16 protein-coding genes and 1 pseudogene are annotated in these 20,055 nt (G+C 63.4%); 9 read left to right on the top strand and 8 right to left on the bottom strand.

The features are described 5' to 3' along the window. Nucleotides 1-167: 167 nt before the first annotated feature. The 3 genes from HV675_RS08720 to HV675_RS08710 form a co-directional block, all read right to left on the bottom strand. On the bottom strand, nucleotides 168-605 hold the full coding sequence (locus HV675_RS08720) for a hypothetical protein (protein ID WP_175110485.1): 438 nt from the start codon (nucleotides 603-605) through the stop codon (nucleotides 168-170). Between the two features lie 344 nt (nucleotides 606-949). Continuing rightward, nucleotides 950-1,477, bottom strand: a complete 528-nt coding sequence (locus tag HV675_RS08715; protein WP_175110484.1) for a single-stranded DNA-binding protein — start codon at nucleotides 1,475-1,477, stop codon at nucleotides 950-952. Nucleotides 1,478-1,540: 63 nt separating this feature from the next. Further along, a complete protein-coding gene (locus HV675_RS08710; RefSeq protein WP_175110483.1) occupies nucleotides 1,541-2,728 on the bottom strand; it encodes an MFS transporter in 1,188 nt (395 codons plus the stop codon). Nucleotides 2,729-3,007: 279 nt separating this feature from the next. Between HV675_RS08710 and uvrA the strand changes: the two genes are divergently transcribed. The 3 genes from uvrA to HV675_RS08695 all read left to right on the top strand — a co-directional run bounded on the left by uvrA (nucleotide 3,008) and on the right by HV675_RS08695 (nucleotide 8,747). Beyond that, complete coding sequence (gene uvrA / locus HV675_RS08705; protein WP_175110482.1) at nucleotides 3,008-5,956, top strand: excinuclease ABC subunit UvrA; 2,949 nt, start codon at nucleotides 3,008-3,010, stop codon at nucleotides 5,954-5,956. A gap of 27 nt (nucleotides 5,957-5,983) precedes the next feature. Beyond that, entirely contained in the window at nucleotides 5,984-7,069 is a 1,086-nt protein-coding gene (locus HV675_RS08700; protein WP_175110481.1) for an AI-2E family transporter, read from the top strand. A gap of 400 nt (nucleotides 7,070-7,469) precedes the next feature. Further along, nucleotides 7,470-8,747 (top strand): PepSY-associated TM helix domain-containing protein, encoded by a 1,278-nt coding sequence (locus HV675_RS08695; RefSeq protein WP_175110480.1) that lies wholly within the window; start codon nucleotides 7,470-7,472, stop codon nucleotides 8,745-8,747. 179 nt (nucleotides 8,748-8,926) lie between these two features. On the opposite strand, the gene purU is transcribed toward HV675_RS08695, so the two are convergent. From purU to HV675_RS08670, 5 genes are all read right to left on the bottom strand, one after another. Then, on the bottom strand, nucleotides 8,927-9,808 hold the full coding sequence (gene purU, locus HV675_RS08690; RefSeq protein ID WP_175110479.1) for a formyltetrahydrofolate deformylase: 882 nt from the start codon (nucleotides 9,806-9,808) through the stop codon (nucleotides 8,927-8,929). A gap of 57 nt (nucleotides 9,809-9,865) precedes the next feature. Next, nucleotides 9,866-10,711, bottom strand: a complete 846-nt coding sequence (locus HV675_RS08685) for an NUDIX hydrolase (protein WP_175110478.1) — start codon at nucleotides 10,709-10,711, stop codon at nucleotides 9,866-9,868. A 109-nt stretch (nucleotides 10,712-10,820) separates the two neighbouring features. Continuing rightward, nucleotides 10,821-11,435: a LysE family translocator gene (locus HV675_RS08680; protein WP_175110477.1), complete on the bottom strand. Its 615-nt coding sequence runs from the start codon at nucleotides 11,433-11,435 to the stop codon at nucleotides 10,821-10,823. Nucleotides 11,436-11,492: 57 nt separating this feature from the next. Further along, nucleotides 11,493-12,059, bottom strand: coding sequence for an adenine phosphoribosyltransferase (locus tag HV675_RS08675; protein ID WP_175110476.1), 567 nt, complete (start codon nucleotides 12,057-12,059; stop codon nucleotides 11,493-11,495). A gap of 154 nt (nucleotides 12,060-12,213) precedes the next feature. Then, nucleotides 12,214-14,220: a monovalent cation:proton antiporter family protein gene (locus HV675_RS08670; protein WP_175110475.1), complete on the bottom strand. Its 2,007-nt coding sequence runs from the start codon at nucleotides 14,218-14,220 to the stop codon at nucleotides 12,214-12,216. Between the two features lie 135 nt (nucleotides 14,221-14,355). On the opposite strand from HV675_RS08670, the gene kdsD reads away from it, so the two are divergent. From kdsD to HV675_RS08640, 6 genes and pseudogenes are all read left to right on the top strand, one after another. After that, nucleotides 14,356-15,339 (top strand): arabinose 5-phosphate isomerase KdsD, encoded by a 984-nt coding sequence (gene kdsD / locus HV675_RS08665; RefSeq protein ID WP_175110474.1) that lies wholly within the window; start codon nucleotides 14,356-14,358, stop codon nucleotides 15,337-15,339. Further along, on the top strand, nucleotides 15,339-15,875 hold the full coding sequence (locus HV675_RS08660; RefSeq protein ID WP_175110473.1) for a KdsC family phosphatase: 537 nt from the start codon (nucleotides 15,339-15,341) through the stop codon (nucleotides 15,873-15,875). The genes kdsD and HV675_RS08660 overlap by 1 nt, the downstream gene beginning before the upstream one ends. Before the next feature lie 13 nt (nucleotides 15,876-15,888). Further along, nucleotides 15,889-16,488: an LPS export ABC transporter periplasmic protein LptC gene (gene lptC, locus HV675_RS08655; RefSeq protein WP_175110472.1), complete on the top strand. Its 600-nt coding sequence runs from the start codon at nucleotides 15,889-15,891 to the stop codon at nucleotides 16,486-16,488. Nucleotides 16,489-16,559: 71 nt separating this feature from the next. Further along, a pseudogene (gene lptA / locus HV675_RS08650) lies at nucleotides 16,560-17,228 on the top strand (lipopolysaccharide transport periplasmic protein LptA); the annotation flags it as partial. 155 nt (nucleotides 17,229-17,383) lie between these two features. Further along, on the top strand, nucleotides 17,384-18,166 hold the full coding sequence (lptB, locus tag HV675_RS08645) for an LPS export ABC transporter ATP-binding protein (RefSeq protein ID WP_175110471.1): 783 nt from the start codon (nucleotides 17,384-17,386) through the stop codon (nucleotides 18,164-18,166). Nucleotides 18,167-18,394: 228 nt separating this feature from the next. After that, a complete protein-coding gene (locus HV675_RS08640; protein ID WP_175110470.1) occupies nucleotides 18,395-19,915 on the top strand; it encodes an RNA polymerase factor sigma-54 in 1,521 nt (506 codons plus the stop codon). The last annotated feature ends 140 nt before the right edge of the window (nucleotides 19,916-20,055 follow it).

Raw genomic sequence — 20,055 nt, 5'->3', positions numbered from 1 at the left:
GTCGTCGACCGGTGCATAACCGCCAGCATTGGCAATGTTTTCGAACCTGGAAGAAAACACATCGAGCCGGGATACGGTTCGTGCGAAGCGCGTGTGCCCTGCGTGGCGCGCGCACTCGCCGATGCAGCCGATGCCCCGGCTGCTGCGTAGACCCCAATGACAATTGCTTACTTGTTGCCAAGTTCGGCGACGCGCTTCAGGCGATCCTCGAAAAGGGCTTCGTTTCTCTCTCTCAGCTTCTTCAAGTCGACCAATACTGCTTCAAACCGCGTCGTTTCTGTACTGTGCTTGATGTCGTCAATGTGAGCCTTGATTTCAAGGAACGCGTTGATAGCATCGTCCCGCTTGACGTTGGTCTGCTTGATGAGCGAATCGAGAGCGTCAGAGATGCGGCCAAGCTGCTTGCCGTAACTCTCCTTGCTGACGATAGCCCGCTCCGCGACGGGATTGCTCGAGTTCGACTCGTTGACTACCAGACCCGCGAACGTCCAGGGGAGTATCGACTGCTGAAGGCGCTCCGGCGCGGCGTAAAGGGACTCAGCGAATTGCAATGGCCATAACATGCTCGCCCACGGCCAAGGTACGGGACGAATATCGGATGACATGTGGCTCTCCTCGACAGCATACGGACAGCTAGCTCGTTGCGTCGAACCTGCTTCAATCGCAGCGGCCTGCGACCCAGACCAGGCGGCAGTCTCCCGCAAACTCCACTGCAGCCTACGCGGAAGATACAGCGATTTTACGGGCGGATCGGATAGTTCGATGAGCGGAAATTCTCGTTCGCGAGCAACGAGGTATACGCGATTCACACCAGGAAATCTTCCGCCTTCATTGCGCCAATGCGCGCAATGAAAAAGGGCACCCCAAAAGGAGCGCCCAAAATCACAATTTTTCTATACCCGTCAAAGAGTTAGTGAAGAAATCTTCCTTCCTCTCGTGGGTATGCTCGCTAGAACGGAATATCGTCATCCATCTCATCAAACCCGCCGCCCGCCGGCGCACTCGGACGGCTCGCCGCGCCACCGCTGCGCGCGCCACCGCCGCCACCACCGCCCGCACCACCACCAGCACCCCGCCCACCGCTGCTGCGTTCAGCCGGTTCGCGGCTATAACCGCCGTCATCGCCACCGCCGCCCGCACCACCGCGTCCGCCTAGCATCTGCATCTGGTCCGCGACGATTTCCGTCGAATACCGGTCGGTGCCGTCCTGCGCCTGCCACTTACGCGTGCGAATGCGCCCTTCGATATACACCGACGAACCCTTCTTCAGATATTCGTTCACGATTTCGGCAAGCCGCCCAAAGAAGGAAACGCGATGCCACTCGGTCATTTCCTTCATTTCGCCCGAGGCCTTGTCCTTATAGCGGTCGGTCGTGGCAAGGCGAATGTTCGCCACTGCGTCGCCGCTCGGAAGGTAACGGACTTCCGGATCGGCGCCGAGATTGCCAACCAGAATGACCTTGTTCACGGATGCCATAAATTTCTCCTGTCTGTTGTTGCGTACAGCGCGTTGCGTACAGCGCGTTGCGAGGGGGCGGCGTCAAGCCTTGCGCGGCGGCTGTTTCATGTTTGCGGCGATTATAAGCCAGCACAAAACCAGCCCCGAGCACGCATAGAACACCGCGCTCGATCCGTCCATTTTCAGCAGCCAGCCGCCCATCACGCCGCCAAGCGCCAGCCCGATCGACTGCGTGGTGTTGTAGACGCCCACTGCCGCGCCCTTGCGTGTGCCGGGCGCAAGCTTCGACACCATCGACGGCTGCGACGCCTCGAGAATATTGAAGCCCAGAAAATAGATGAACAGGATCGCCGCGACAATAGCTATGGTATGCGCTGCGGCGCCCAACAGTAATTGGCCAATCAGGATAAGCACAATCGCACTGACCAGCACCGTTTTCATCTTGCCGCGCTTCTCCGCCGCAATGATGGCGGGCACCATCATCACAAACGACAGCCCCATCACCGGCAGGTAGATCATCCAGTGCGAGCGAACCGGCAGGCCGTCCGCCTCGAGAATGCGCGGCACGACGAGAAAGAGCGCGGTCTGCGTCGCGTGCAGCACCAGCACGCCGAAATTCAGCCGCAGCAGTTCGACGTTGTGCAGCACCTCCGCGAACGGCGCGCGCACGTGCACCGGCTTTGGCGCATCGGGCACGAGCCACAGCACGACGCCCACCGCCAGAATCGAAAAAATGCCGATCAGCGCGAACAGCCCGCTCATGCCGACCCAGTGGAACACGACCGGCGCACCGACAATCGCGACCGCGAACGACGCGCCGATGCTGCCGCCCACTATCGCCATCGCCTTCGTGCGATGTTCCTCCGAGGTGAGGTCCGCGATAAACGCGATCACCGCCGACGACACCGCGCCCATCCCCTGGATCACCCGGCCGACGATAATCCACGTCATGTCGTGCGCGAGCGCGGCCACGAAGCTGCCGAGCGCGAAAACCAGCAGGCCGGTCGCGATGACCGGCTTGCGGCCGATCTTGTCCGACACCCAGCCGTAAAAGATATACAGAAGCGACTGCGTGACGCCGTAGGCGCCGAGCGCAATACCGACCAGAAACACGTTGTCGCCGCCGGGAATGGTTTTCGCGTAGATCGAGAACACCGGCATGATCATGAAGAGGCCGAGCATGCGCAGCGCGAAGATCGACGCAAGCGCCATGGTCGCGCGCAGCTCGGACGCGCTCATGCGTGTGGAAGTGGCAGACAGATTGGACATCGACGGAGATTTTCGGATGAACGTGCGGGTGCGGGCACAACCGCGTAGCTTGGCCCCGTGGGGTTGCCGCACCGCGCCGCTTCCTGTTGCGCTTTTTTGTCACGCGCGCCGTGAGGCGTGCTCCAGAACCGACCGCGCGTCGCACCACCGCTCTCGCCGCCGCTTTTCGCCGCCAACACCCGGCTTGCACAAGCTTTCGGGCACGATCAGGTCGCCATAACGGCGGTCTGGAAAAGTCGTTATAGTAGCAGGTTTAGTTTCCCTTCTTCCCGCAGGTTCATGGAACAAATCCGTATCCGTGGGGCACGCACCCACAACCTGAAAAACGTCAATCTCGACCTGCCACGTCACAAATTGATCGTGATCACAGGCCTGTCGGGGTCGGGCAAGTCGTCGCTCGCGTTCGACACGCTCTACGCGGAAGGGCAACGGCGCTATGTCGAAAGCCTGTCGGCGTACGCGCGGCAATTTCTACAGCTGATGGAAAAGCCGGACGTCGACCTGATCGAAGGGCTGTCGCCCGCCATTTCGATCGAGCAGAAGGCGACGTCGCACAATCCGCGCTCGACCGTCGGCACCGTGACCGAAATTCACGACTATCTGCGGCTGCTGTTCGCGCGCGTCGGCACGCCGTACTGCCCGGACCACGGCATTCCGCTCGAGTCGCAAAGCGTGTCGCAGATGGTCGACGCGGCGCTCGCGCTGCCCGAAGACACGAAGCTGATGATCCTCGCTCCGGTCGTCGCGAACCGCAAGGGCGAGCACGCGGAACTGTTCGAAGAGATGCAGGCGCAGGGCTTTATCCGCTTTCGCGTGCGCTCGGGCGGCGGCACCGCGAATGAAGGCGTCGCGAAAATCTACGAAGTCGACTCGCTGCCGGCGCTCAAGAAGAACGACAAGCATTCGATCGACGTCGTCGTCGACCGTCTGAAGGTGCGTCCGGACATGAAGCAGCGTCTGGCCGAATCGTTCGAAACGGCGCTGCGGCTCGCCGACGGCCGCGCGATCGCGCTCGAAATGGACACCGGGCACGAGCATCTGTTCAGCTCGAAGTTCGCCTGCCCGATCTGCTCGTACTCGCTGCAGGAGCTCGAGCCGCGCCTCTTCTCGTTCAACAATCCGATGGGCGCGTGTCCGGAATGCGACGGCCTGGGTCAGATTACGTTCTTCGATCCGAAGCGGGTGGTCGCGCATCCGTCGCTATCGCTCGCCGCGGGCGCGGTGAAAGGCTGGGACCGGCGCAATCAGTTTTACTTCCAGATGCTGCAGAGCCTCGCGGCGTTCTACGAGTTCGACATCGACACCGCGTTCGAAGAACTGCCGGAGAAAATCCGCAAGGTGCTGCTGTATGGTTCGGGCAAGCAGACCATTCCGTTCTCGTATATCAATGAGCGCGGCCGCACGTCGGTGCGCGAGCATGTGTTCGAAGGCATCATTCCGAATCTCGAGCGGCGTTACCGCGAAACCGATTCGGTCGCGGTGCGCGAAGAGCTCGCCAAGTATCAGAACAACCAGGCGTGCCCCGCGTGCGAAGGCACGCGTCTGCGGCGCGAAGCGCGTTTCGTGCGGATCGGCGCGGACGCCGACGCGCGCGGCATCTATGAAATCAGCGGCTGGCCGCTGCGCGACACGCTCGGCTATTTCCAGACGCTGCGTCTCGAAGGCGCGAAACGCGATATCGCCGACAAGGTGATCAAGGAAATCGTCGCGCGCCTGATGTTCCTCAATAATGTCGGGCTCGACTATCTGTCGCTCGAGCGCAGCGCGGAAACGCTGTCGGGCGGCGAAGCGCAGCGCATCCGGCTCGCGTCGCAAATCGGCTCCGGCCTGACCGGCGTGATGTACGTGCTCGACGAACCGTCGATCGGCCTGCATCAGCGCGACAACGACCGGCTCATCTCGACGCTCAAGCACCTGCGCGATCTCGGCAATTCGGTGGTGGTCGTCGAGCACGACGAAGACATGATCCGGATGGCCGACTATATCGTCGACATGGGTCCGGGCGCCGGCGAGCATGGCGGCATGATCATCGCCGAAGGCACGCCGGAGCAGGTGCAGGCCGATCCGGCGTCGCTCACCGGCCAGTATCTGAACGGCACGAAGCGCATCGAGTATCCGCAAGACCGCAAGCAGCCGGACGAACGGCACCTGCGCATCATCGAGGCGTACGGCAACAACCTGAAACACGTGACGCTCGATCTGCCGGTGGGCCTGCTCACCTGCATCACCGGCGTGTCCGGCTCCGGCAAATCGACGCTGATCAACGACACGCTGTATCAGGCGGTCGCGCATCATCTGTACGGCTCCTCGACCGAGCCGGCGCCGTTCGAAGCGATCGAAGGCCTCGAGCATTTCGACAAGGTGATCAACGTCGATCAATCGCCGATCGGCCGCACGCCGCGTTCGAACCCGGCCACCTACACAGGCCTCTTCACGCCGATCCGCGAACTGTTCGCGGGCGTGCCGGGCGCGAAGGAGCGCGGCTACGATCCGGGCCGTTTCTCGTTCAACGTGAAGGGCGGCCGCTGCGAGGCGTGCCAGGGCGACGGCGTGCTGAAGGTCGAGATGCACTTCCTGCCGGACGTCTATGTGCCGTGCGACGTCTGCCATGGCAAACGTTATAACCGCGAAACGCTGGAAGTGCTGTACAAAGGCAAGAACATCAGCGAAGTGCTCGACATGACCGTCGAACATGCGCACGAGTTCTTCAAGGCCGTGCCGGTCGTTGCGCGCAAGCTGAAGACGCTGCTCGACGTGGGCCTCGGGTATATCCGGCTCGGCCAGTCGGCTACCACGCTGTCCGGCGGCGAAGCGCAGCGCGTGAAGCTTTCGCTGGAACTGAGCAAGCGTGACACCGGTCGCACTCTGTATATTCTGGACGAGCCGACCACCGGGCTACACTTCCACGACATCGCGCTCCTGCTCGAAGTGATTCACCGGCTTCGCGATCAGGGCAATACGGTGGTGATCATCGAGCATAATCTCGACGTGATCAAAACCGCCGACTGGCTGATCGATCTCGGTCCGGAAGGCGGAGCAGGAGGCGGCCAGATCATCGCGCAGGGCACACCCGAGCAGGTCGCGCAGTCGAAGGCAAGTTTTACCGGCCGCTATCTGGCGCCGCTGCTCGAGCGCGGTGCACAGCCGGCGGAATCAGCCAGCCCCAGCGGCAAGGCGGCGAGTAGCGCAGCAAACAAGGCAGCGCGTGCCGCTAAACAAAGCGCATAACCCGAAGGTTGGAGACTGGACAAGGCCATGGCCAAGCGTAACGAGGCGACCGACGACAAGCCGGTACAGGATCTGCGCCCTCGCCCGGTCAGGCTGACGAGCGATATGAGCCTGCCGAAACTGTCGGTGGTGGAAATCGGCAGCTATATCGTCGCGCTGCTGGCGATGTGGGCGGTGCTCGAGCTGAAGCTGCTCGGCGCGCTGCTCGCCGGCATGCTGGTGTTCCAGCTCGTGCATACCATCGCGCCGCGCATCGAGCGGCACATGTCGAGCCATTGGGCGCGCTGGCTGTCGGTCGTGTGGCTGTCCATCGTCATTGTCGGCGTGCTGGCCGGCTTCACGATCGGCATCATCGAGCACTTCGAGCACGACGTGCCGAGCGTGCAGAAGCTGCTCGACCAGGCGATGCAGCTGATCGACCAGGCGCGCGGCCGCGTGCCGCAATTCATCGCGGACAACCTGCCGGTCGATGCCGATCAGATGAAGGAAAAAGCCGCCGTGATGATGCACACGCACGCGGGCATGCTGCAGCAAAGCGGCAAGATGGTCGCGCGCGGCTTCACGCATGTGCTGATCGGCATGATCATCGGTGCGATCGTTGCGGTGGGCGCGCAAAAGCATGTGCAGCGGCTGCCGCTGTCGACGGCGTTCATCCAGCGCCTGTCGCGCTTTTCCGACGCATTCCGGCGCATCGTCTTCGCGCAGGTGAAGATCTCCACGATCAACACCGTGTTCACCGGCATTTTCCTGCTGCTGTTGCTACCGCTCTTTCACGCGCCTCTGCCGCTCGCGAAGACGCTTGTGATCGTCACGTTTATCGTCGGCTTGCTGCCGGTGATCGGCAATCTGATCTCGAACACGCTGATCGTCGCGGTCGCGCTCTCGGTCAGCTTTCCGGCGGCGGTGACATCGCTCGTGTTCCTGATCGTCATTCACAAGCTCGAATACTTCCTGAACGCGCGCATTGTCGGCGGCCAGATCGAGGCGCGCGCGTGGGAGCTGCTGATTGCGATGCTCGTGATGGAAGCCGGCTTCGGCATTCCCGGCGTGATCGCCGCGCCGGTCTTCTATGCGTACATCAAGCGCGAGCTGATCTATCTGCGGCTGGTTTGAGCGCCGCCGCTTGTCCTCCGCCGCACATACCCGTCCGTTGCAACGTCACCCCTCGTCGCGCCCTTTTTGATCAATCGAGCCCCTTTTTTAACGCAGCCGCCATAACGCCTGATTTCGTTTGCCATTTGCAAGGAACGATTCGCGACGTTTTGCCGCACACCGCCGCGACGCCATAGCAGACAAGGCTTTGCGCCCCCTACGAAGCGCGACGTCATTTCAGAAGTCTTTCATACCCAGCCGCGCACGTGCCCCTTGCGGCATCAGCCTACAATCCTTAAGATGCGAATAATTCGCATTTATGCAGGCCGGTGTCGCTTATGTCTTCCGTTTCGCTCGCGGCGCGCGCCGTATCGTTCACGCTGTCGTTGCCGCTGCCGTTGCCGCTCGCACCGGGTCGTGCATGAGGCCCATCCTCGTCCGCCTGCATCGCTGGTTCGGCATTGCGATCGCGCTGTTCCTGTTTATCGCCGGTCTGACCGGCGCGATCATCGCGTGGGACCACGAACTCGACGCCGCGCTGAACCCGATGTTTTTCTACGCGCGCACCGACGGCCCGGCGCTGCGTCCGCTGGAACTCGTGCGGCGCGTCGAAGCGGCGGATCCGCGACTGCACGTGACCTACATGCCGCTCGGGATCGAACCCGGGCACACGCTGCAGCTGTTTGTGCGTCCGGGCACCGATCCGCACACGAAAGCGCCGTACACGCTCGATTTCAACCAGCTCGCGCTCGATCCGGCAACCGGCGAAATTCAAGGCCGCCGCGAATGGGGCGCGGTATCGCTCGCGCGGCTCAATCTGATTCCGTTTGTCTACAAGTTGCACTACACGCTGCATCTGCCGTTTACGCACGGCATCGACACCGGCACGTGGCTGATGGGGATCGTCGGCATCGTGTGGATCTTCGACAGCATGATCGCGCTTGTGCTGTCGTTCCCGAACCTCAAGGCATGGCGCAAGTCGTTTGCGTTTCGCGTGAAGCGCGGCGGCTATCCGCTCACTTTCGACTTGCATCGCTCCGGCGGCGTCTGGATCTGGGGCCTGTTGCTGATGATGGCGGTGACGTCGGTATCGATGAACCTTGGCAAGGAAGTCGTACGGCCGATCGTGTCGTTGCTGTCGCCGCTTGGCTCGACGCCATTCGACGATCCGACACTCGTCGGCACGCCGCAGCCGGGCAAGGCGGACCTGACGCGCGAGCAGATTCTCGAAGCCGCTCGCAAGATCGCGTCCGACAGGCACATCAGCGCGCCACCCGGTGCACTGTTCTACGTGCCCGCATTGCATACCTACGGGGTGGGCTTCTTCGCGGCCGGCAAGGATCACGGCGACGGGCCGCTCGGCAATGCGTGGCTCTATCTGAATGCGCAAACCGGCCAGCCGGTGGCCGCGTCGATTCCCGGCCAAGGCTCTGCCGGCGATATATTCATGCAGGCGCAATTCCCGTTGCACTCGGGACGCATCGCGGGGTTGGCCGGCAGAATCGCCGTGAGCGGGCTGGGCCTCGTGGTGGCCGTGCTCAGCGTGACAGGCCTGATGATCTGGCTGAAGAAACTCGAAGCGCGGCGGCGCCAGACACGCGCCGCGCAGATCATGCCGGATGACGCATTGACGGATGCGCCGCCGTCGGAACGCGCGAAGCGCGCGGAAAGCGTCGAACACATCGCGTCGCCGCAATAGTTACGCGACGGCAGGGCCGTTTGAGCGCAGCGATGCGCAAAGCGAAGCAGCCCTCCACGCAGAGCGGTCCGTACGGTCACGCATCCCGCCCGAGCAATGGTCGTCGTCATTGCGGCCGCGGCCGCAATGACAGCAGCGGCGCGCATTTGCGCCGCGTGTGCACCCTCGTCCTTATCCGCCTAGCGGAACACCACCGTCTTGCTGCCGTTCAGCACGATCCGGTGCTCGACATGCCACCTCACCGCACGCGCGAGCGTCACGCATTCGACATCGCGGCCGATCGCCGTCAACTGCTCCGGCGCCATGCTGTGGTCGACGCGCTCCACTTCCTGCTCGATGATCGGCCCTTCGTCGAGATCGGTCGTCACATAGTGCGCGGTTGCGCCGATCAGCTTCACGCCGCGATCGAACGCCTGGTAATACGGCTTCGCGCCCTTGAAGCTCGGCAGGAACGAGTGGTGAATATTGATCGCGCGTCCCGCGAGCCGGTCGCACAACTGCGGCGACAGAATCTGCATATAGCGCGCGAGCACGACCAGATCGGCCCGATGCTCGTCGATCACCTCCAGCACGCGCGCTTCCTGCGCCGCTTTCGCATCGGCTCTCGCGTCGCCCTTCGCCGCGGCAAGCGGAAAATGATGAAACGGAATGTCGTAGCTCGCGGCGAGCTGATAAAAATCCTTGTGGTTCGAAATGATCGCCGGAATCTCGATGTTCAGTTGCCCGGTGCGATAGCGGAACAGCAAATCGTTCAGGCAGTGCCCGATCTTCGACACCATGATCACGACGCGCGGCTTCACCGTCGCGTCATGCAGCTCCCAGCGCATGCCGAACTGTTCGGCGAGCGCGGCAAATGCGGTGCGCAGCGCATCGAGGCCCGGATCGCCGCCGACCTGCTGGAAATGCACACGCATGAAGAACTCGCCGGTATGGCTGTCGCCGAATTGCGCGGAGTCGAGAATATTGCTGCCACGCTCGAACAGAAAGCCCGAGACCGCGTGGACAATGCCGGGCCGATCGGCGCACGACAGTTTGAGGATAAAGCTGTGATCGGTCGACATGACCTCGGTGACTCCCTTCTGCAAAACCTTGTTCGTTCAATCGGCGATAAAACCGGATTACGGCGCAGGCGGCGCGAATAGCGCATCGATGCCCGCGCACGCGTCTTTATCGATCCACTGCCGGCGCAGCATGCAGTCGAGCGTCGCGAGACTGGCATCGACCGTCATCGCGCCCGCTTCGATCGAGCGCGCCACTTCGTCGATGCTTGCCAGCCGGTGCTCGCCCACTTCGCCGTCCTGATTGCGCGGCACGAAGTCTTCCGGCAATACGAGGTCGTAGATAAAAATCTGCTCGGCCTGCGTGCCTTCGGGCAACGACTGCAGCACATGCACCGCGCGCCCCGGCGTCGCGCGCGCCGCAATCTCTTCCGGAATGCCGGCTTCTTCCCAGCACTCCTTGATAATCGTCGTTTCGATGCTGAAACCCCAGCCGATGCCGCCCGCGACGACGTTATCCAGCATGCCGGGATCAGTCGCCTTCGTATCGCTGCGGCGGGCGATCCACAAGCGCGGCGCGCCGTGCGCGTATTCTACGACGCCGTTCAGGTGCACCGCGTAGGTCATCGTGCCGAAGAAGCGCGACGCCGCGCGTTCGATATACGCAAGCGGCGGCGCGTCGAACGCGTTGCGGATCGCGTAGGTTTCATCGCGCCAGCCCGGAATGCGGCCGTCGGAGGCCAGTGCGTCGATCACCGCGCCGAGCGCCGCGCTGCGCATGTCGGGCGTGGCGAGGCGCGCCGCGAGCGCGACGCGCTGCGCGTCGATCTCGAACACGTCCGGCCAGCGCGCGAGCAACGGCGCATCGGACGCGCGAATCCAGCCGACCTGCTGCCCGTCGATGCAGAACGAACGATGCGCGCGCGCATCGAAGCGGCGCGCGGCGTGAATACAAGGCAATGTCATTCAAGCTCCGGCGAGGTCGGCGTCACCCATGTCGTGGCGTGCGAGACGTTCGAACGCAGACGCTACGTTCATACACGAGCAACACAATTGAACGTCAAGCAAACGCACATCAATCGCGCAAAGCAACGCGCAGACCGATCGCGATAAACGTTGCGCCGGCGATGCGGTCGAGCCACACGCCGACGCGCGGGCGGCGCTTCAATGCGTTGCCGATCATGCCCGCGCACACGCCGAACAGCGAAAACACCGCGACGGTTTGCAGCATGAACAGCGCACCCAGTTCGAGCATCTGCACAGTGACGCTCTGCGCGCCGCGCGGATCGACAAACTGCGGCAGAAACACGATGAAGAACAACGTCACCTTCGGGTTCAGCATGTTGCCGAGCACGCTTTGCCGGAAGATCGACAGCAGCGGCTGCGGCGGCCGCGCGTGCGCGCTCGACAGTCCCTTGCTGCGCAACGCCTTGATGCCGATCCAGATCAGATACGCGGCGCCCGCGAATTTGATGACCTGAAACGCAACCGGCGACGAGCGAAGCACGGCGGCCACACCGAGCGCGGCGAGCGTGGTGTGAAACGTGATGCCGGCGGCAAAACCGAGCGCGGCGACAAAACCCGCCGCACGGCCTTGCGAGATGCCGCGCGCGAGCACCTGCAGATTGTCAGGACCGGGCGCGAACGTGATCGCGACCGAGGTGGCAAGAAACAGCAGCAAGTTGGGCATCGCGCGGACCTCTTACGTTAGCTCGACGTGGACGTGACGGGGTAATACGCTGCAACCTCAATGGCCGCTGAAGCCGGTCACCGTGTAAAGCGGCAAGCCGGCCGAACGCAGCCGCGACGAGCCGCCGAGTTCGGGCAGATCGATGATCGCCGCGCCTTCGACCACCACGGCGCCAAGACGCTCGAGCAGCTTTTTGCCGGCGAGCATCGTGCCGCCGGTCGCGATCAGGTCGTCGACGATCACGATGCGATCGCCGGGCTTGCATGCGTCTTCGTGAATCTCGACGGTGGCCGAGCCGTACTCGAGGTCATACGACTCCGAGACGCGCTTGTACGGCAGCTTGCCGGCCTTGCGAATCGGAATAAAGCCGAGGTTCAGTTCATACGCGAGAATCGGCGCGATGATAAAGCCGCGCGCGTCGAGCCCCGCCACGTAATCGAGCTTCGCATCGATATAGCGCTGCACAAACAGGTCGATCAGCACGCGCAGCGTTTTCGGATGCTGCAAAAGCGTCGTGATATCGCGAAACTGCACGCCGGGCACCGGCCAGTCGGGCACCGTGCGGATCTGGCTTTTGATGAATTCGGCCGCATCGAGCGGCACGCTCGCAGGCGCGTTGGACATGATGGCTCCAGAAGGATCGTCGACGATCCGGATCAAACTCGAGAAAGCTTCAATGCGGCTGCGGCGCTGCTCGTCGTGCCGTCGCATGAGGTTCAGTTGCGGTTTCGGGTGGTGTGCGACGCCAGCGCCGGCACGCTCCAGCTCCAGCATGCGCTCAGGCTGTTGCCGCGCTCGCCCGCCGGTGTTTCGACAAACGCTCTTCCGCTTCAGCAAGCGCTTCGGGCAAACCGCGCAGCACGACGATGTCGCTTGCGCGCAGCTTCGTCGACGGGTCCGGTTCGACGCCGCGAATGCCGTGACGGCGGATCGCGGTCACTTCGACGCCCAGTTCATACAGTCCCAGTTCGGCGAGCGTGCGGCCGACCGCGTCGGCCTTTTCGTCGACCGGCACCGATTGTAGCCGCACCTGTTCGTGGCCGTCGTCATCGTCGACGTCATCGGCGCCGTGAAAGTAGCCGCGCAGCAGGCTGTAGCGCTCGTCGCGCAGTTCCTCGACTCGCCGCAGCACGCGCCGCATCGGCACGCCCATCACGACGAGCGTATGCGATGCGAGCATCAGGCTGCCCTCGACGATCTCCGGAATCACTTCGGTCGCGCCGGCCGCGAGCAGCTTTTCGAGGTCGCTGTCGTCGACCGTGCGCACGATCACCGGCAGCGTCGGTTCGAGTTCGTGGATGTTGTACAGCACGCGCAGCGCGGACGGCGTATTCGCGTAGGTGATCGCCACCGTGCGCGCGCGGTGAATACCGGCCGCGAGCAGCGACTCGCGCCGCCCCGCATCGCCGAACACCACCTGTTCGCCGGCCGCCGCGGCCGCCGTCACGCGGTCCGGATCGAGGTCGAGCGCGACATACGAGAGCCCTTCGTGTTCGAGCATGCGCGCGAGGTTCTGCCCGGAGCGGCCGTAGCCGCAGATAATCACGTGCCCGCTCTGCTTCAGGCTTTGCGTCGCGATGCGCGTCATCTGCAACGACTGCTGCATCCATTCCGTCGACGACAGCCGCAGCACGATCCGGTCCGCGTTCTGGATCAGGAACGGCGCCGCGAGCATCGACAGCAGCATGCCCGCGAGAATGGCCTGCAGCAGCGTCGCGTCCACGAGGTGCTTGTCGAGAATCAGGTTCAACAGCACGAAGCCGAATTCACCGGCTTGCGCGAGGCCGATGCCGGTACGCATCGCGACCCCGGGCGTCGCGCCGAACAGGCGCGCGAGCGCCGTCACCATCGCCGCCTTCAGCAGGATCGGCCCGAGCAGAAAGCCGAGCACGATAAGCGGATGCTGCCAGATCACCATCGGGTTCAGCAGCATGCCGGTGGTCACGAAGAAGAGACCGAGCAGCACGTCGCGAAACGGCTTGATGTCTTCTTCCACCTGATGCCGGTACGGCGTCTCGGCAATCAGCATCCCGGCGATAAATGCGCCGAGCGCGAGCGACAGGCCGAACCTGTCGGTCACGAACGCGGCGCCGAGCGTGACGAGCAGCAGGTTCAGCACGAACAGCTCCTGCGAGCGCCGCCGCGCAACCACGTTGAACCAGCGCGTCATGAAGCGCTGCCCGACGATCAGCAGCAGCGCCAGCGCGATGACGATCTTCACGAACGCAAGGCCGAGCGCCGCCATCACGTCGTGGGTGTCGCCGCCGGCAAGCGCGGCGATCACGATCAGCAGCGGCACGACCGCGAGGTCCTGAAACAGCAGCACGCCGAAGATATTGCGGCCGTGCTCGGTCTCGATCTCGAGCCGCTCCGCCAGCATCTTGCTGACGATCGCGGTCGACGACATCGCGAGTGCGCCGCCGAGCGCAATGCAGCCTTGCCACGACAGATGCACCCAGTGCTCGAGCGCGACACCGAGCAGCAGCGCCGCGCCGATCGTGCCGAGCACCTGCAGCAGGCCCATGCCGAACACCAGCCGGCGCATCGCGCGCAGCTTCGCGAGCGAGAACTCGAGGCCGATCGAGAACATCAGGAATACGACGCCGAACTCGGCCAGATTCTGCGCGCCCTTCGAGTCCGGCACGACGCCGAACGCATGCGGCCCAACCAGAATGCCGACCGACAGGTAGCCGAGCATCGGCGGCAGATTCAGATACCGGAATACGACGACGCCCACCACTGAAGCCAGCAGCAGGAAGAGCGTCATTTCGAGCGGGGAAATCATCAGCGGGCGGGTCCTCGTTCGTCAGCGGCCGCTGCGCGCAAACGGCCGCGCAGCAAGGTTCAGAGGCCCGCGAACGCAACGTCCGGACAACCTCCGTGCGGCGCGGCGAACCTACGCCTTTGTTATACTCCGCGAATGATAGCGAAAATCAATGGCGACCGGGCGCTTGCTCTGGCTCGCGACGTGCTCGACATCGAGGCCGACGCCGTGCGCGCACTGCGCGATCAGCTCGACGACGGGTTCGTCGAAGCGATCGACTTCATTCTTAGCTGCCGCGGCCGCGTCGTGGTTTCCGGCATCGGCAAATCCGGCCATATCGCGCGCAAGCTCGCGGCGACCTTCGCGAGCACCGGCACGCCGGCGTTCTTCGTACACCCGGCCGAGGCCAGCCATGGCGACCTCGGCATGATCACCGCCGACGACGTGTTTATCGCGATGTCGAATTCCGGGGAATCCGAAGAGCTGCTTGCGATTCTCCCGCTCATCAAGCGTCTCGGCGCGAAGCTGATCGCGATGACGGGCCGCCCCGACTCGAGCCTCGCGAAGATCGCCGACGTGCATCTGAATTCAGGCGTGACGAAAGAGGCCTGCCCGATGAATCTCGCGCCGACCGCCAGCACCACCGCCGCGCTTGCGCTGGGCGACGCGCTCGCGGTCGCGGTGCTCGAAGAGCGCGGCTTCGGCCCGGACGACTTCGCGCGCTCGCATCCGGGCGGCGCGCTCGGCCGGCGCCTGCTCACGTATGTGCACGACGTGATGCGCACCGGCGACCAGCTGCCGAGCGTCAAGCCCGACGAGACGGTGCGCGATGCGCTGTTCCAGTTGACCGCGAAGCGCATGGGCATGACCGCGGTCGTCGATGAAGACTCGCGCGTAAAAGGCATTTTCACCGACGGCGACCTGCGCCGCGTGCTCGAACGCGACGGCGACTTCCGCAATCTGCCGATCAGCACGGTGATGACGCCGCATCCGCGCACGATCGGCCCGGAACGGCTCGCGGTCGAAGCGGTGGAACTGATGGAGCGCCATCGCATCAATCAGCTGCTCGTCGTCGACGAGGCCGGACGCCTCGTCGGCGCACTCAACATGCACGACCTGTTCTCGAATAAGGTGATCTGATGGCTGCTTCCCTTACCGCAACCGAACGCGCGAGTCGCGTGAAGCTGATGATTTTCGACGTCGACGGCGTGTTGACCGACGGTGGCCTGATGTTCACCGCCGAAGGCGACTGGATGAAGTCGTTCAACTCGATGGACGGCCACGGCGCGACGCTGTTGCGCGAAGCCGGCATCGATACGGCGATCATCACCGGACGCGAGTCGGGCATCGTGGTCGAGCGCGCGAAGAATCTGCAGATCACGCATATCTACCAGGGTGTGAAGGACAAGCGCGTCGCGTTCGCGGACCTGCTGAACCAGACCGGCAGGAAAGCCGAGGACTGCGGTTACATGGGCGACGACTGGCCCGACCTCGCAGTGATGCTGCAGGTCGGCTTCGCCGCGGCGCCGGCGAATTCGCATCCGGAAGTGATCGCGCGCGCGCACTGGGTCAGCGAAGCGCGCGGCGGCCACGGCGCGGTACGCGAAGTCTGCGATACGCTGCTGCGCGCGCAGAATCGCTACGACGACCTGCTGCGCGCCGCGTGCGGCTTATGAGCGGATCGAACGGATGAACAGGTTTCGCTGGACTTCGCTGATTCCGGTGCTCGTGATGGCGCTGCTCGCGGGCGTCACGTACTGGCTGCTGCAGGCGACCAAGCCGCGCGAGAACGAAGACGTGGTCCGCCCGAAGTCGCACACGCCGGACTACTTCGCCGATAATTTTTCGGTTTCCGAGCTCGATCAGTCCGGCACGACGCAATACCGGCTCACCGCGCAGAAACTGATTCATTACGAAGACACCGAAACCAGCGACCTGACAATGCCCGCGATCCGCGCGTTCCAGCCAGGCAAGCCGATCGTCACCGCGACCGGTGAATGGGGCACGGTCAACGGCGACGCGTCGATCGTCGATCTGTACGATCACGCGCGCATCCTGCGCGCCGCCGGCGACGGCGATCCGCAGATGCAAGCAGATTCGCAGCATTTTCGGGTGCTGGTGAACGACGATGTGATCGAGACCGAAAAGCCGGTTAAACTTCAGCGCGGCCTTTCGATCATGACGGCCGACGGCATGAATTACAACAATGTGACCCGGGTCATGCAGCTGTTCGGCAACGTGCGCGGCGCAATCGCCGCATCGGACGCGTCCGGCAGCATCTCCAGGTGATCCGGGTGTTTCATTTCCAGCGTGACTGCATGAGCGAATCGTTCCCCCGTTTTCTGACCGGCTGCCTGCGCATGCTGCACGTGTTGCGCGTGCAGCGCGCACGGCCGTCGACGCGCCGCGCCGCGCGGGCCACCCCGCTCGCCATCCAGCTGGCGGCGCTGCTCGCAGCCTTGCCGCTCGCGGGCTTCGCTCCGCTCGCGCACGCGGACCGCGCCGACAAGGACAAACCGCTCAATATCGAAGCGGACAATATGACGTACGACGACCTGAAACAGGTCAATATCTTTACCGGCCATGTCGTCGCGACCAAAGGCACGATCGTGATCAAGGCCGATCGTGTCGAAGTGACGCAGGATCCGCAGGGCTATCAGTACGCGACCGGCACGTCGACCGGCAAGAACCTCGCGTATTTCCGCCAGAAGCGTGAAGGCCTCGACGAATATATCGATGGCGATGCCGAGCGCATCGACTACGACGGCAAGCAGGACCTCACCACGCTGACCACGCGCGCCACGGTGCGCCGCCTGCAAGGGCTGTCCACGATAATGGACGAAGTGCACGGCAGCGTGATTACGTACGACGGCCAGAACGATTTCTACACGGCGAAAGCCGGCCCCGATGTCGCCGGCCCCGGTAACCCGACCGGCCGCGTGCGCGCGATGCTCGCGCCGCGCAACGGCGGCGCGCAGCCGGCAAGCGGCCCGTCGGCCGCGCTGCAGCCGACCACGCAGTTCCAAGGTCAGAACGCGAATCCGACGCCCGCCGCGGGCGGCCGTCCAGCAAGACCGTCTGCCGCTTCATCGGCCACCCCGTCCGCCAACCCGTCGTCGAGCCCATCGGCCAACCCGTCCACCCCGTCTGCCACCGACAGCCAAGGACAAGGAACCACGAAACCGTGAGCGCCCCTGCCCTCCCCCATCGCAAACCGGCAGGCACCAGCAGTTCGCTTGCCGTGCGCAACCTGAAGAAGCGCTACGGCTCGCGCACGGTCGTCAAGGACGTCTCGCTCGACGTGAAGAGCGGTGAAGTGGTCGGCCTGCTCGGTCCGAACGGCGCCGGCAAGACGACATCGTTCTATATGATCGTCGGCCTCGTGCCGCTCGATGCCGGCGAAATCGATCTGGACGGCAATTCGATCAGCCTGCTGCCGATTCACAAGCGCGCCTCGCTCGGGCTGTCGTATCTGCCGCAGGAAGCATCGGTTTTTCGCAAGCTCTCCGTCGAACAGAACATCCGCGCGGTGCTTGAACTGCAGTACGGAGAAGACGGCCGGCGTCTGTCGAAGGATGCGATTGCACAACGCACCGAAGCGTTGCTCGACGAGTTGCAGATTGCTCATCTGCGCGAGAACCCCGCATTGTCGCTGTCAGGCGGCGAGCGGCGCCGCGTCGAAATCGCGCGTGCGCTCGCCACCAATCCGAGCTTCATTCTGCTCGACGAACCGTTTGCGGGCGTCGATCCGATCGCGGTGCTGGAAATCCAGAAGATCGTCAAGTTCCTGAAGCAGCGCAACATCGGCGTGCTGATCACCGACCACAACGTGCGCGAAACGCTCGGCATCTGCGACCACGCGTACATCATCAGCGACGGCAGCGTGCTCGCCGCCGGCGCGCCCGGCGACATTATCGAAAACGAGAGCGTGCGCCGCGTCTATCTGGGCGAACACTTCCGCATGTAACGCCCCTGCCGCTGCGAGCCCCAGCCAGCGAAGAAACGCGCGGACCTGCGAGGTTGTACCGTTCGCGAGCGCGCGGGCAGTGGCTTCAGTAATTTTGACGAGATAGGCTTCAAGGTTCGCGTCGAATGCGCGTATGCGCATCGAAAAAAATCTCGATCCCCCGCGTTTATGCGGGGGCGCGAGGTTTCGCGGTCGTGGCAAACTCTCTACAATGAATCTCACATTGCCATGAAAGCCAGCCTCCAACTTCGCCTGTCGCAGCATCTTGCGCTGACACCCCAACTGCAGCAGTCCATCCGGCTGTTGCAGCTGTCTACGCTTGAGCTCCAGCAGGAGGTATCGACGGCAATCGCGCAGAATCCGCTGCTCGAAACCGAGGACGACTGGATCGCGAGTCCGCTGCGCGTCGCGGCGGACGGCACGGTGATCGCGCAGACGTCCCCCAACAATGCGCCGGAGCAGATGGCCAACGTGCCGTCGTCGACCACGTCTTCTTCCGCATCGGGCGAAAGCTCGGAGAACAGCGAGCCGCAGGGCGTCGACGAGTACAACGGCCTCTCATCCGATAGCGCAACGGACGCGAACCAGTGGAATCTGGACGACTATGGCAGGTCCGGGAACGCATCTGACGACGACGACCTTCCGCCGTTGCAAATCCACGAATCCACCACGACGCTGCGCGATCACCTGACCGCGCAATTGCGCGTCACGCAGGCAAGTCCGCGCGATCGCGCGCTCATCACATTCCTGATCGAAACGCTCGACGAAGACGGTTACCTGACCGCCACGCTCGAAGAAGTGATGGCCGATCTGCCCGACGAGCTCGAGGTCGATCTCGACGAACTGAATGCCGCGCTCGCGTTGCTGCACAGCTTCGATCCCGCCGGTGTCGGCGCACGCTCCGCATCTGAATGCCTGAGACTGCAGCTGTGCCGGCTCGAACCGTCGCCCACGCGCACGCTTGCGCTCGATATCGTCGCGCACCATCTGGAACTGCTTGCCGCACGCGACTTCACGCGGCTGCGCAAACACCTGAAAGCGAGCGACGACGACCTACGCGACGCGCATATGCTGATCCGCTCGCTCGAGCCCTTTCCAGGCGCCGCTTACGGCAAGGCCGAAGCGGACTACGTGGTGCCGGACATCATGGTGCGCAAAACGGCACAGGGCTGGCAGGCCGAGCTGAATCCGGAAGTGGTGCCGAAGCTGCGCATCAACCATCTGTACGCGAATATTCTGCGCAACAACCGCGGCGACCCGGGCAGCGGATCGCTGCGCCAGCAATTGCAGGAAGCACGCTGGCTGATCAAGAATATCCAGCAACGATTCGAAACGATCCTGCGCGTTGCGCAGGCCATTGTCGAGCGTCAAAAGAATTTTTTTGCCCATGGTGAAATTGCCATGCGCCCCTTGGTTTTGCGGGAAATTGCTGATACGCTGGGTCTACACGAGTCGACGGTCTCGCGTGTAACAACCGGGAAGTACATGCTCACCCCGTTCGGGACGCTTGAATTTAAGTACTTCTTCGGATCGCACGTATCGACCGACACCGGGGGCGCGGCCTCTTCCACGGCCATTCGCGCGCTCATCAAGCAACTGATAGGAGCAGAAGACACCAAATCTCCTCTTTCAGACAGCCGCATTGCCGAACTGCTGGCCGAACAAGGTTTCGTAGTCGCACGGCGCACCGTAGCGAAATACCGCGAAGCGTTGAAAATTCCGGCAGTCAATCTGCGCAAGTCTCTGTAGCTCGCTGCTTCCTGCGGCGGGTAATTTCCGGCCGCACCGCGGGTTGGCGGAGCAGGCTGGCCGATACGACCTGCAGCGCTGTTACCGGGGGACGGCAAGGCGGGCCGGCGGATCGACCGGCGCTGACGCATCCATGCGGA

This window comes from Paraburkholderia solisilvae (assembly GCF_902859875.1).
GTDB classification, from domain to species: domain Bacteria; phylum Pseudomonadota; class Gammaproteobacteria; order Burkholderiales; family Burkholderiaceae; genus Paraburkholderia; species Paraburkholderia solisilvae.
Note: the sequence above shows the minus strand (reverse complement) of the source record. Positions and strands in the feature narration are given on the sequence as shown.

Bases quoted from the DNA above. Each gene is read 5' to 3' on its own strand.
- HV675_RS08720 (WP_175110485.1), bottom strand. From the start codon at position 605: ATGTCATCCGATATTCGTCCCGTACCTTGGCCGTGGGCGAGCATGTTA.
- HV675_RS08715 (WP_175110484.1), bottom strand. From the start codon at position 1,477: ATGGCATCCGTGAACAAGGTCATTCTGGTTGGCAATCTCGGCGCCGAT.
- HV675_RS08710 (WP_175110483.1), bottom strand. From the start codon at position 2,728: ATGTCCAATCTGTCTGCCACTTCCACACGCATGAGCGCGTCCGAGCTG.
- uvrA (WP_175110482.1), top strand. From the start codon at position 3,008: ATGGAACAAATCCGTATCCGTGGGGCACGCACCCACAACCTGAAAAAC.
- HV675_RS08700 (WP_175110481.1), top strand. From the start codon at position 5,984: ATGGCCAAGCGTAACGAGGCGACCGACGACAAGCCGGTACAGGATCTG.
- HV675_RS08695 (WP_175110480.1), top strand. From the start codon at position 7,470: ATGAGGCCCATCCTCGTCCGCCTGCATCGCTGGTTCGGCATTGCGATC.
- purU (WP_175110479.1), bottom strand. From the start codon at position 9,808: ATGTCGACCGATCACAGCTTTATCCTCAAACTGTCGTGCGCCGATCGG.
- HV675_RS08685 (WP_175110478.1), bottom strand. From the start codon at position 10,711: ATGACATTGCCTTGTATTCACGCCGCGCGCCGCTTCGATGCGCGCGCG.
- HV675_RS08680 (WP_175110477.1), bottom strand. From the start codon at position 11,435: ATGCCCAACTTGCTGCTGTTTCTTGCCACCTCGGTCGCGATCACGTTC.
- HV675_RS08675 (WP_175110476.1), bottom strand. From the start codon at position 12,059: ATGTCCAACGCGCCTGCGAGCGTGCCGCTCGATGCGGCCGAATTCATC.
- HV675_RS08670 (WP_175110475.1), bottom strand. From the start codon at position 14,220: ATGATTTCCCCGCTCGAAATGACGCTCTTCCTGCTGCTGGCTTCAGTG.
- kdsD (WP_175110474.1), top strand. From the start codon at position 14,356: ATGATAGCGAAAATCAATGGCGACCGGGCGCTTGCTCTGGCTCGCGAC.
- HV675_RS08660 (WP_175110473.1), top strand. From the start codon at position 15,339: ATGGCTGCTTCCCTTACCGCAACCGAACGCGCGAGTCGCGTGAAGCTG.
- lptC (WP_175110472.1), top strand. From the start codon at position 15,889: ATGAACAGGTTTCGCTGGACTTCGCTGATTCCGGTGCTCGTGATGGCG.
- HV675_RS08640 (WP_175110470.1), top strand. From the start codon at position 18,395: ATGAAAGCCAGCCTCCAACTTCGCCTGTCGCAGCATCTTGCGCTGACA.